Below are 12,212 nucleotides of genomic sequence, written 5' to 3' on the forward strand. Positions count from 1 at the left end.
GCTTCTACCTGCCTTATTCTTTCAGTCCCTTGCCTAGACCCTTCATAAAGTGAACGCCAAATTTCACAGCACGGTTAACATCTGGATCCTTCAATATTTTCATCAGATCGAACATGCTAATTTTTTCATTGTTATTGACTTGCTGATTGGCTTCTTCCATACCTGAGTTTAGACTGTTGACTAATTTCTTTGTCATTTCAGGATCCATCGCTGTTAATACTCCAGCTACGCCCATTAAATGATTGATTAAATTGGTTACCGGTTCACGGGAAATTTGGTGGAGAACGATATTCGCCACATCTTCTTTCGCTTGAAGCAGCTTAGTGGCTGCTTCAAGCGCTCCTATACTATTTAACTCTCCCACAATAGAGAAGATTTGATTTAACGCATCTTCATTTTCTGAGAGGAGTGTTTTTAAATCTTCAAGCTTTTGTTCCTTTATTTCATCATCTGTCAGCTTATGTTTATGAATCGCTGTAATTGGTGCGGCCATCGATGATACTCCTTCCATTACTTAGTTGTTAAATGAACATATCCTGGACGATTCCATTTCCGCTCTACTTCAACCCCGTTTTGCGGATGGCGTTTTTTGTTGCGCGGATTTGTTTTTGGTAATGGATGTTTTCCTTCCACTTTCAATACTTCCATCCGGACTTTTGTTTGTTTATAGGCTGGTGTATTCGTCCGGTGATCTGCTGCCGGTCCAGTTAAGAAGTTGACGGCAGAGTCTTTATTTACCGAGTTCATTGGCAAGAAGAGCTCATTACCCTGTACTCGATCTGTGATTAAGACATTTAGTTTCACTGCACCGTAAGGAGAGACTAAGCGAACAAGTGAACCGTCTTTCAATCCGCGTTCTTTCGCCAGCTCAGGTGAAACCTCTACAAAAATATCCGGCACTTTTGACTGGATTCCTTGTGATTTATTTGTCATGTTTCCTTCATGGAAGTGCTCGAGCATCCGGCCATTATTAATATGGCAATCATATTCCGCAGGGAATTCAGCCGGCTCCACCCAGTCATATAAAGCAAAGCGAGCTTTTTTATCCGGGAAGTTAAAGCCATCTGTATATAAAAGCGGCGTATTTTTACCATCTAGGCTGCCCCAGCAGAAGCTATTCCAGCCTTCAAGCACATCATAGTTTGCTTCTCCGAAAATAGGGGAGAGGCTAGCCATTTCTGCAAAGATTTCGCTCGGATGGCTGTAATTCCAATTGGCTCCTAAACGGTTCGCGACTTCTTGAAGAATAAACCAATCAGGTTTAGATTCTCCCAGAGGAGGTAATACTTGATATAGGCGCTGAACGCGACGCTCTGTATTTGTAAATGTTCCTTCTTTTTCAAGAGAAGGAGCAGCTGGTAAAACGACATCTGCATATTGAGCCGTTCTGGAAAGGAAGACATCTTGAACGACAAAGAAATCAAGCTTTGATAATACTTCATGCACATGGTTTGCATTACAGTCCACTAAAGCCATGTCTTCTCCTACAAGATACATAGCTTTCATTTCGCCTTTTTCAATAGCGTCAAGCATTTGAATATTGTTAAGGCCTGGTTCCGGATTGATTTTCACGTCGTATGCTTTTTCAAATTTCGCCCGCGCTTCATCATCTGTCACACTTTGATAACCAGGAAGCAAGTTCGGTAAAGTTCCCATGTCACATGCGCCTTGAACGTTGTTATGACCGCGAAGAGGGTAAGCGCCAGCACCTGGTCGACGGTAGTTTCCTGTTGCTAGAAGCAGGTTGGAAATCGCTGCTGATGTATCAGAACCGCCGGTGTTTTGAGTGACACCCATACCCCAAAGAATGCAAGTGCCATCAGCATCACGGATCATTTCGGCGACTTGGATCAATGTCTCTTTAGAAATGCCAGTTGTTTCCTCTGCATATTCTAATGTGTACTGATTCAGTACTTCCTTGAATTCTTCAAAGAAGTTCACATTTTCCTTGATAAATTGTTCATCGTGCCAGCCTTGGTCGATCATATATTTCGTTACGGCCATGAGCCACACTTGGTCCGTACCTTGTTTTGGTCTCATAAAGATATCGGATCGCTCAGCCATTTCATGTTTGCGCACGTCCGCTACAATCAGTTTTTGGCCATGTAATTTGTGAGCGCGCTTCACGCGAGTCGCTAGAACAGGGTGACCCTCTGTAGGGTTGGCGCCGACGATAATAACCAGACCCGCTTTAGCAATATCTTTAATGGTACCAGCATCTCCGCCCATACCAACTGTGCGGAACAAGCCATCCGTTGCAGGAGATTGGCAGTAGCGCGAACAGTTATCGACATTGTTTGTTTCAAATAACTGTCTGGCCATTTTTTGAATTAAATAGTTTTCTTCGTTCGTGATTTTAGAAGAAGAAATGAAGCCTGTTGATCCCGGACCATATTCTTTGTGAATAGCGCCTAGTCGGTCAGCGATTACGTCTAGTGCTTCCTCCCAGCTGGATTCAACAAATGCGCCGTTCTTCCGAATAAGCGGTTTCGTTAGACGCTCTTTGGAGTTGACGAAATCCCAGCCGAATTTACCCTTCACACAAGTAGAAATGGCATTAACCGGACCTTCGGATGGCTGGACTTTAAGAATTTTGCGGTCTTTTGTCCACACTTCGAAGGAGCAGCCAACACCGCAGAAAGTACAAACGGTTTTTGTCTTTTTCGTCCGTTTGTCACGCATGGCTGCTTCAACCTCAGACACTGCAAAAATGCCGCTGTATCCCGGTTCAACTTCTTTGATTAAACCGATCATCGGATCAAGCGTATCTTGCTTTATTCCAGTCATAAATCCAGCTTCACCTAACATCGATTTTTCCATAAGTGCGTTACAAGGGCAAACGGTCACACACTGGCCGCAGCTCACACAGGATGAATCATTGATCGCAACGCCTTCATCCCAAATGACTCTTGGACGTTCGGCTTCCCAATCGATGGACAGTGTTTCATTTACTTGAAGATTTTGACAAACCTCTACACATTGGCCACAAGCAATACATTGATTTGGGTCGTAGCGGTAGAATGGATGGGACATATCAACTTCTGTTGGATCCACTTTCGGCTTGTAAGGGTATTTCTGATGCTCTACTTCCATCATTTGGACTGTGTTGTGCAGCGTACAGTTGCCGTTATTATTGTCGCACACGGTACAGTAAAGCATATGGTTCTCTAGTAAGCGGTCCATTGCTTCTGTTTGCGCTTCTTTTGCTTTAGAAGAAGCTAATTGAATATTCATGCCGCTTTCTACCTTCGTTGAGCAAGAACGGACCAGTTCACCGTTCACTTCAACTATGCACGTATCGCAAGTTTGAATAGGATCCACTTCCGGAACATAACAAACTTGCGGATGAGGGATTTCATTTTGGTTAATAACCTCTAGAATGGTGGAACCCGGTTTAGCCGAGTATTCTTTTCCATTAATTTTAATATCGATCAAGTCCAATAACCTCCTTTTAAACACAAAAAAGTCCACCACGAATCTGCATGTCAATGACATGCCAAAAAAGAATTCATGGTGGATAAGTTTTTTAGCAGACCTTGCTAAAAGACCAATCCAGTTTATATTTTTAATAGAGCCTGAACAATGGTTAATATTCAGATTCCATCTTTGCCATCGCTTATTATAGCTCTTTCTTCACAAATAAACAACATAAACAAAAAAACTTCTTCTTTGAGAATAATTATCATAAACTTCTTCTTTTATTTTTTTCAAAGTTGATTTATCATAAACAGGTTGCAAGGGTGTAATCGCTTTAACGATACTTTACATTCTAGTAAGGATAGGAGAATGCCTGTTATGTCTAAAAAAGTGCATGAGTTCAATGACATTATCAGAAAGCTTCGCAAGGATTTATTCGGAAAAGGTCCGGAACGCATTCATACCATTTTTGTTGATAAAATGGCGATATCTACACTTTATGGGAATTTAACGCCGACGGAGAAATTCATTGCGAAGACGCCGGAAGGGATTTCGATGGTTCATGCAGCAAGAACGAAAATGATTCAGGACGTTTATTCAAAAGCGACGCCTGAAGGAATGGAAGAGCTAATGGAAGCCAAGCTTTTGTATTTATTTTCAGATATCAAAATCGAGGAAGACATGGCTGTTTCCGTTTTTATTTTTGATAAAAATGTAAATTAGGTGGGCTGGAAATGAAGGGGACTGAAGTTAGCAGACAAATCATTCATGTGGAAAATAATCGAGCGAAAACGGTTGAAGATACGATAGTAACAGAGTATCCTGTAACTGTGAAAGTGAATCAAGAAGAATTTGTGACAATGGTCTGTACACCTGAACATATAGAAGATATGGTAATTGGGTATTTGGCATCAGAAAACATTATTCGCCGCTATTCCGATATTACAGACCTATGGATTCAAGAAAAGGAAGGCTTCGCCCATGTAACAACGAATAAACTCAATCCTTATTACGAAAAATTCCAAAATAAAAGATACATTACCTCCTGCTGTGGAATGAGCAGACAAGGGTTTGTATTTGTGAATGATGCGCTGACAGCGAAAAAAATGGAAAGCGTAACTGTACAAATCACTCCGGATGATTGTTACCGTCTGATGAATGAAATGCAAAATTCGGCGGTGACATTTCAGAAAACGGGCGGAGTTCACAACGCCGCATTATGCGATGTGAACGGTGTATTAATAAGCAGAATGGATATTGGAAGACATAATGCGTTAGACAAAATATACGGCTATTGTTTAAAAAATAATATTTCCATCAGAGATAAAGTGCTCGTATTTAGCGGCCGGATCTCCTCGGAAATATTGCTGAAGGTCGCCAAAATCGGCTGCGAAATCGTGTTGTCCAAGTCAGCGCCTACTGAATTGGCTTTGCAACTAGCCGAGGAATTAGGTATAACAGCAGTTGGGTTTATTCGTAATCAATCGTTAAATATTTACACCCACCCTCAGCGGATTAAAGTGGACGTCAGTTCTTAACGAGCTGCTTTTTTGCAGAGGGGAAGCCAATGATTCACAAAAAAAGATAAAGGGGTGAACAACATGAATGATCAAGTGCGAGACCAGTTAAAGCGCCCTTTGAGAGACTTGCGGATTTCTATAACAGACCGCTGTAATTTTCGCTGCCGCTATTGCATGCCAGAAGAAATATTCGGGGCAAACTATTCATTCCTGCCTTCCGATAAAATACTGTCTTTTGAAGAAATTGAAAGATTATCCTCTATTTTCGTTTCTTTGGGCGTCAAGAAATTGCGAATTACTGGCGGAGAACCGCTTTTGCGAAGAGATATAGCAGTGCTGATCGAGATGTTAAGCAGCATCGATGGAGTGGAAGACATCGCGATGACGACCAACGGCTCTCTGCTAAAAAAACACGCAAAAGCCTTGGCTAAGGCGGGATTATCCCGCGTGTCCATTAGCTTGGATTCATTGAATGAAGAGCGCTTCTTGGCCATGAACGGCAACCGAGGAAAGGTGAAATCCGTGCTTGAAGGCATAGAAAAAGCATCCGAAGCCGGACTTCAAGTTAAAATTAATATGGTTGTGAAGAAGGGTGTCAATGAGCAGGATATTATTCCAATGGCCCGTTATTTTAAAGAGAGGAATCATCCGCTTCGCTTTATTGAATATATGGACGTGGGAAATTCCAATGGCTGGCGCTTGGATGATGTCATCTCGAAGAAAGAAATTTTGCATCAGGTGAACAGCTTTTCACCGATTGAACCGCTAGCGCCCAATTATGAAGGCGAAGTGGCAACTCGCTACCGCTATGTGGAGGGAGGAGAAGAAATCGGCGTGATTTCTTCAGTGACCGACTCCTTCTGTTCAAGCTGTACGCGAGCCCGGATTTCGGCGGAAGGCAAGCTGTATACATGTCTATTCGCCTCTGATGGAACCGATTTGCGTCATCTTCTCCGTTCAGGCCTCAGCGATGATGAAATCGCTGAAAGCATCCGCAATGTCTGGCAGCATCGCTCAGACCGCTATTCTGATGAACGGACAAGCGGGACGTCTTCAGAACGTCAGTCTAAAGTGGAGATGTCTCATATTGGGGGCTGATCCATTTCATTCGCCAAAATAAAAAAAGAGAATTTTTTAATAGTGAGTAAGAGGGGGATTTGTTGTGGCTTTTCACAAACCAGATAAAATAGCAGAAGTATCGATCAATGCAGGGGTATCAAAAGCAAACCTATCGATTGCCAACATGTTGATATTAGGTTTTTTAGGGGGAGCATTCATTGCTTTAGGATTTTTACTGGATATTCGGGTAATCGGAAACCTGCCTGCTGAATGGGGAAGCTTAAGCAATTTATTAGGGGGGGCTGTTTTCCCATTAGGCCTGATTTTAGTTGTGATTGCCGGCGGAGAATTAGTGACCGGCAACATGATGTCCGTGTCCATGGCATTATATGCTCGCAAGATTTCAGCGAGTCAGCTTGCCCGCAACTGGTTTTGGGTAACAGTGGCTAATTTCTTCGGCGCTATTTTTGTTGCATTCTTCTTTGGACACATCGTTGGACTAACAGAGACCGGACCTTATTTGGACAAGACGGTGGCCATCGCACAAGCAAAACTTGATGACTCATTCTTCCAAACATTCATTTCTGCGATTGGCTGTAACTGGCTTGTTTGTCTTGCTGTCTGGCTCGCCTATGGAGCAGATGATATGATCGGCAAAATTTTTGGCATCTGGTTCCCGATTATGGCCTTTATCGCCATCGGTTTTCAGCACGTTGTCGCCAATATGTTTGTCATTCCAGCGGCGATCTTTGCCGGGCATTTCACTTGGCTGGAAATGGTCAGCAACATCGTTCCGGCCTTCTTAGGAAATGTGGTCGGCGGAGCAATTTTTGTCGGCATGGCTTATTTTTTGTCTTATCAAAAACAAAAGGTTCAAACTAGTAATCTTAGAAAAATATCCTAAAAACAAAAGGGCACGCACCTGCGAAAAACAGATGCGTGCTCTTTTTCTGTAATTATGAATAGTCGTGAAAGTAATCGCCGCTTTTACCGCCGGTTTTTTGGACTAAATGCGTTTCTTTAATCACCATAGATTTATCCACGGCCTTGCACATATCGTAAAAAGTTAACGCAGCAACGGAAACGGCGGTTAAAGCTTCCATTTCAACCCCTGTATTGCCTTGGCATTTCACAGTCACCTGAATAGTCAATTCATATCCGTCAGAAGACTTTTGATAATCAAATGAAAAATCCGTTCCTTGCAGCATAATCGGGTGGCACATCGGAATCAGGTCGGATGTTTTCTTAGCGGCCATAACCCCGGCAATCTGTGCGACTTGCAGCGGGTCTCCTTTTTTAATTTGTCCGCGCTGAACCGCTTCATATAGTTCATTAGATATGGAGACGACACTTTTGGCGATGGCTGTCCGTTTGGTCACATCCTTGCCGGAGATGTCCACCATCTTCGGGCGTCCCTCATGATTCCAATGGGTAAATTCGCTCATAATTTCCTCCTGCTTTCTAAAAAATGTTGAAGTCCAGCCAATTTTATCAAGGTTTCGCTTGGTAAATCAACCAGTCTTCTGAATGATTAATATTGATGAAGTCCTTTTGCTGATCAGGAAAGGCAACGGTCTTTACGGCTGCTTGCTTTAATAAAGCCATCATGCTTCTTTTTTTATTCTGTAAAAGCTGCGTGATAACAGGGAAGTTTCTGCGATGATATAATGCTGCCAGCGTTTGAAATTTAGAGGATTGGACGGGAACAATTACATCGCAGTTCTTATTTTCCGTATAGCGCAGCATGTGTTTCACAAAGTCAGCTGTAACAAATGGCATATCACTTGCCAAGATGAAAAACCAATCCGCTTCTACCTTGGACATAACATTATGCAGCGCAAACAGCGGCCCTTGAAAAGCCTCCCCTTCCTTTTCTGTTATGATTTCTGCCTCGCTTTCCTGAAAACGAGGCGCAAGCTGAGTATTGGTTGAAATGATGAGAGGATCAAGCGACTGAGCTTTGAATGCCAGCAAACTGTGCTGATAGAAATATTTCCCTTGGTACATTTCAAACATTTTAGGTTTGCCGTAACGGGATGACTGTCCGCCGGCTAATACAACGCCTGCTATTTTCATTTTGACCTCCTTCTGTGCCGGTTTGGCATGTTTATCGCTTTACATGAAATGCTGCCGCAAATAACCGTTTTTTCATTATAAATTGTGGTATACTGAACGGTGCATCATCTCCTTGATGCACCGCCTGATCGGACCATGCAGATCGGCGGCCATTCTGAGGATCAATTCCATGGAAATCAATGATTAGATCTTCAGGAAGCTGCTCGGATTTTATTATAATAGCATAGATCCATTGTTTGTATCTTTATGGAACATCCGTCTCATTTAGGGGACATTAATAGAAGAAAGGAAGACCCGTCAGTGACAGAAAGGTATTCACGTCAGCAGCTATTCGCGCCTATCGGGAATAGCGGACAAGCAAAAATCAGAAAGAAGCATGCACTCGTGATCGGCGCCGGAGCATTAGGAAGCGCAAATGCGGAAGCTTTAGTGCGGGCGGGCGTCGGCAAACTGACCATTATCGACCGCGACTACGTTGAATGGAGCAACCTGCAGCGGCAACAGCTGTACAGCGAACAAGATGCGAAAGAGCAGCTGCCTAAGGCCGTCGCTGCCGAAAAACGCCTCAAGAGAATCAACACAGATGTCGAAGTCAACGGGATGATTATGGATGCCGGAGCCGGCAATCTGGAGCCTTTAGTAAAGGATGCAGATGTCATCATGGATGGAAGCGATAATTTCGACATTCGCTTTATCGTGAACGATCTAGCGCAGAAGCATCGCGTGCCCTGGGTGTACGGGTCATGTGTCGGAAGCTTTGGAGCAACCTGTACGATCATACCTGAGAAAACGCCGTGCCTCCAATGTATTCTGAAGGCTGTTCCTGCTTCAGGGGCAACTTGTGATACAGCCGGCATCATCAGTCCAACGGTTCAAATGGTGGCCGCTTATCAAGTGGCGGAAGCGTTAAAATTATTGGCTGAGGACTTTTCTGCCCTTAGAGGGACGTTTTTAACCTTTGATGTATGGAAGAATCAGCACTATGCGATCAACCTGCAAAAGGTGAAAGATGAGCATTGCCCTTCCTGCGGAAAAGAGGCTGTTTATCCTTATTTGACTTATGATCATCAAACAAAGACAGATAGCCTGTGCGGAAGAAATACCGTGCAAATTCGGCCGGCCAAGCCCGTACAATATGATTTTGCGCGCTTGAAACAGCAATTGAAAATGCAGGGGAAAGTCGAGTATAATTCTTATTTGCTGTCCTGTCAGCTGGAGCATCACCGTCTTGTCATCTTTCAAGGAGGACGCGTGCTGATTCATGGAACCAGCGATATTCAGGAAGCGAAGAGCATCTATTACCGGCTGCTCGGATAAAGGGCCCCGCAATGGTCGGAAGTTCTTTCATCCTCCGCGGTTTGTTCGTTGAACATATCGCGCATTAAGGCGCCGTGATCCCCGCTCCATTCTTAAAGGGGGAAAAGGATGTAGCATCTGAGATAAGGAAGTGATTGTCTTTTGGCCAAGCCATGTTTTATTTTGCAAGTGGTAGGATTCCAAAACAGCGGGAAGACAACATTAATGGAAAAGCTGATTGCCAGAACTTCTCAGCATGGACTGATCCCCGCCTCGATCAAACATCATGGGCATGGAGGGGTTCCCGACCAAACACTCGAACTCAAAGACAGTGCTCGCCATCAGCGGGCAGGAGCGATGATCGCGGGTGTCGAAGGGGAAGGGGTCTGGCAATTCACAATGAAACAGGCTCACTTTAGCCTGAAGGAATGTCTGAGGCTGTACCAAACCTTTTCCGTTGATGTTATATTGATTGAAGGATACAAGCAAGCCGATTATCCTAAAGCAGTGCTCCTGCGCAATGAGGAGGATCTTTGCTTGCTTGATTCCTTAACAAATATTCAGTGCGTCATCTGCTGGAAGGCACTGGATGATCCGAATCTGGAGAAATATCCCGTCTTTCTTTTGAAAGAAGAGGAGCAATATATGAACTTTTTAATGGAGATTGTGAGGAATTGACATGGAACCATCTTTATTCGAAATTACGGACAAACCGATTTCAGCTGAAGAGGTTACTCAAAAGGTAGCCCGCAGAGAGGCTGGGGCGATCACCGCATTTATAGGAACAGTGAGAGAGTTTACAAAGGGAAAGAAAACGCTTTTTCTGGAGTATCAAGCGTATGTTCCGATGGCGATTAAAATGTTTGAACAAATCGCTAAAGAAAGCAAAGAAAAATGGCCGGAAGCTCAAATGGCGATCACTCATCGCATCGGCCGCTTGGATATATCGGATATCGCTGTTGTCATTGCGGTGTCCTCACCTCATCGCAAGACGGCCTATGAAGCGAATGAATACGCAATTGAACGCATTAAACAAATCGTTCCAATTTGGAAGAAAGAGCATTGGGAAGACGGGACTGAATGGATAGGGGATCAATTGGAAAACGTCCCTTATCCGAACGGAAAACCCGATGGGGAAGGATGGTAAATATGATTAAGGTATTATTATTTGCCCACTTGCAAGAGGAAGCAGGTGCGAGTGAACTAACATTGGAAGAAGCCGGAATGAGTGTGGCTCAGCTTAAAAAGCATTTAGAAGAAGGCTATCAGCTCTCCTCACTGGATCAAGTGATGATAGCGATTAATGAAAATTTTGCGCCGGAAGAAGAAATCGTGCAGGACGGTGATACGGTTGCATTGATTCCTCCGGTAAGCGGCGGCTGATTAGAAAGTTCTGCCGCAAACGGACGGCAGTGAGAGGTGGACAGAAGTTTGAATATACTCATAACAGGAGCAACAGGATTTTTAGGAGCCAAGCTAGTGACAAAATTGCTGGAGGATGGGCACCAAGTTTATGCGCTGGTCAGAAATGAGCGGAAGTTCAGCGCGCTATTGGAAAAAATCGAGAAGACATACCGCGGTCACCTTTTCCCGGTAAAAGGTGACCTAACAGAAGAATATCTGGGAATCGATCCCAGCGTACGTCAGCCGCTGATTGGAAAGTTGGATGCAGTTTATCATACAGCGGCAATCTTATCCTTCGATGAACGTCAGCGCGAACAATCCTTTGCGATGAATGTGGAGGGAACGAGGCGTGCATTAGACTTAGCAAAGCTTGTTCAAGCTAAGAAATTCATTCAAGTCAGCACCGCCTATACTCTTGGAAAGCGCACTGAGGGAGTCGAAGCGTTATATCCGCTTGATTCTGTTTTTACGAATTCCTATGAAGAAAGCAAGTGCCATGCGGAGCATGTGGCGATGTCCTATCTCGATTTCTTTGATGTGATGATTATGCGCCCGGCTATCATAATCGGAGATTCAAATACCGGGGAAGCGGACACAGCATTTGGCCTGTACGGCATTTTGCGCACGTTGGAGGTCTTAAAGAAAAGAGCAGCGAAAAAAATGTCTCATGATCAAACCGTGTTTCATTTGCTGATGGATCAAGAGGCCACATCCAATATCGTTCCGGTCGATTATGTTGCGAAAGTGCTAGCGCTAGGACTGCATCATGGTGAAAGCGGCGGCATTTACAATATTATCAACCCGGCACCCCCTACAAATCAAGAGGTGCTGGAGGTAGCAAAGCAGGTGTTAGATTTTGATGCTGTGCAAATTTGGCCTTACGAGAAAAAAACGGATCTTTCTTTCGTTGAACAGAAGCTGAACGAACCGCTAGAAGTTTTTAAAGATTACTTGAACCGTTCGATTGCTTTTGACGATCGTCATACTAGAGAATTGCTTCATAAGAACGGAGAAGGTGCTTTTCAAATGGACTTGGATATGCTGAAAAGAATTATCCGCGGCTTTCATCACCGCCGGATGAAACAGTCAAACGAAGGGCTAATCCGCGCATAACATCATGAGCCGCTTTGTGCGCCCGTTCGAATCTCGAATGTTTGGAAATTAATAAAGAATAATCAAGCCAAAGGAGCTGTCAGCATGTGAGTGGACGGCTCCTTTGCCGCCTGCAAGCCGCATAATGCGGTTTTTTTGCCGGAAGAGGAACAAAGGAATTATTTAACTGTGTCAATCACTTAACGACAGTAAAGGGTGATCTATTTATGGTCTTGGCTGCGATTACTCTAGATGCATCTATTGGAACAACAGGGTGAGCCTACTAAAATTACCGAAGGATACTTTGGCGTTCGTTCGCAGGAATCCCCCACTTCAAACGACCCGTAA

The 12,212-nt window shown here is 43.9% G+C and carries 13 protein-coding genes; 9 read left to right on the top strand and 4 right to left on the bottom strand.

What is annotated here, in order from left to right; all coding sequences use genetic code 11:
- Positions 1–13: 13 nt before the first annotated feature.
- Entirely contained in the window at positions 14–493 is a 480-nt protein-coding gene (locus tag CEF20_RS06955; protein WP_100331118.1) for a helical membrane plugin domain-containing protein, read from the bottom strand.
- Positions 494–510: 17 nt separating this feature from the next.
- On the bottom strand, positions 511–3,495 hold the full coding sequence (gene fdhF, locus CEF20_RS06960; RefSeq protein ID WP_100331119.1) for a formate dehydrogenase subunit alpha: 2,985 nt from the start codon (positions 3,493–3,495) through the stop codon (positions 511–513).
- 300 nt (positions 3,496–3,795) lie between these two features.
- Between fdhF and CEF20_RS06965 the strand changes: the two genes are divergently transcribed.
- The 4 genes from CEF20_RS06965 (at position 3,796) to CEF20_RS06980 (ending at position 6,900) form a co-directional block, all read left to right on the top strand.
- Complete coding sequence (locus CEF20_RS06965) at positions 3,796–4,140, top strand: Na-translocating system protein MpsC family protein (protein ID WP_100331120.1); 345 nt, start codon at positions 3,796–3,798, stop codon at positions 4,138–4,140.
- An 11-nt stretch (positions 4,141–4,151) separates the two neighbouring features.
- A complete protein-coding gene (gene fdhD, locus CEF20_RS06970; RefSeq protein ID WP_100331121.1) occupies positions 4,152–4,955 on the top strand; it encodes a formate dehydrogenase accessory sulfurtransferase FdhD in 804 nt (267 codons plus the stop codon).
- Positions 4,956–5,018: 63 nt separating this feature from the next.
- Complete coding sequence (gene moaA / locus CEF20_RS06975; RefSeq protein WP_100331122.1) at positions 5,019–6,035, top strand: GTP 3',8-cyclase MoaA; 1,017 nt, start codon at positions 5,019–5,021, stop codon at positions 6,033–6,035.
- A 64-nt stretch (positions 6,036–6,099) separates the two neighbouring features.
- Positions 6,100–6,900 carry a formate/nitrite transporter family protein gene (locus tag CEF20_RS06980; RefSeq protein ID WP_100331123.1) on the top strand — a complete coding sequence of 267 codons (801 nt, stop codon included), beginning with the start codon at positions 6,100–6,102 and terminating at the stop codon, positions 6,898–6,900.
- A gap of 52 nt (positions 6,901–6,952) precedes the next feature.
- On the opposite strand, the gene moaC is transcribed toward CEF20_RS06980, so the two are convergent.
- Positions 6,953–7,441 carry a cyclic pyranopterin monophosphate synthase MoaC gene (gene moaC / locus CEF20_RS06985; RefSeq protein ID WP_100331124.1) on the bottom strand — a complete coding sequence of 163 codons (489 nt, stop codon included), beginning with the start codon at positions 7,439–7,441 and terminating at the stop codon, positions 6,953–6,955.
- Positions 7,442–7,487: 46 nt separating this feature from the next.
- Entirely contained in the window at positions 7,488–8,072 is a 585-nt protein-coding gene (locus tag CEF20_RS06990; RefSeq protein WP_100331125.1) for a molybdenum cofactor guanylyltransferase, read from the bottom strand.
- Between the two features lie 300 nt (positions 8,073–8,372).
- Here CEF20_RS06990 and CEF20_RS06995 point away from each other — a divergent pair, with 300 nt between their 5' ends.
- The 5 genes from CEF20_RS06995 to CEF20_RS07015 all read left to right on the top strand — a co-directional run bounded on the left by CEF20_RS06995 (position 8,373) and on the right by CEF20_RS07015 (position 11,885).
- Complete coding sequence (locus CEF20_RS06995) at positions 8,373–9,389, top strand: thiazole biosynthesis adenylyltransferase ThiF (protein ID WP_100331126.1); 1,017 nt, start codon at positions 8,373–8,375, stop codon at positions 9,387–9,389.
- Between the two features lie 141 nt (positions 9,390–9,530).
- A complete protein-coding gene (mobB, locus tag CEF20_RS07000) occupies positions 9,531–10,046 on the top strand; it encodes a molybdopterin-guanine dinucleotide biosynthesis protein B (RefSeq protein WP_232713393.1) in 516 nt (171 codons plus the stop codon).
- Position 10,047: 1 nt separating this feature from the next.
- Positions 10,048–10,515 carry a molybdenum cofactor biosynthesis protein MoaE gene (locus CEF20_RS07005; protein ID WP_100331127.1) on the top strand — a complete coding sequence of 156 codons (468 nt, stop codon included), beginning with the start codon at positions 10,048–10,050 and terminating at the stop codon, positions 10,513–10,515.
- 2 nt (positions 10,516–10,517) lie between these two features.
- Positions 10,518–10,751: a molybdopterin converting factor subunit 1 gene (gene moaD, locus CEF20_RS07010; protein WP_100331128.1), complete on the top strand. Its 234-nt coding sequence runs from the start codon at positions 10,518–10,520 to the stop codon at positions 10,749–10,751.
- A gap of 48 nt (positions 10,752–10,799) precedes the next feature.
- A complete protein-coding gene (locus CEF20_RS07015; protein ID WP_100331129.1) occupies positions 10,800–11,885 on the top strand; it encodes an SDR family oxidoreductase in 1,086 nt (361 codons plus the stop codon).
- The last annotated feature ends 327 nt before the right edge of the window (positions 11,886–12,212 follow it).

Origin of the sequence: Bacillus xiapuensis, assembly GCF_002797355.1 — a bacterium.
In the GTDB taxonomy this organism is placed as follows: Bacteria; Bacillota; Bacilli; order Bacillales; family Domibacillaceae; genus Bacillus_CE; species Bacillus_CE xiapuensis.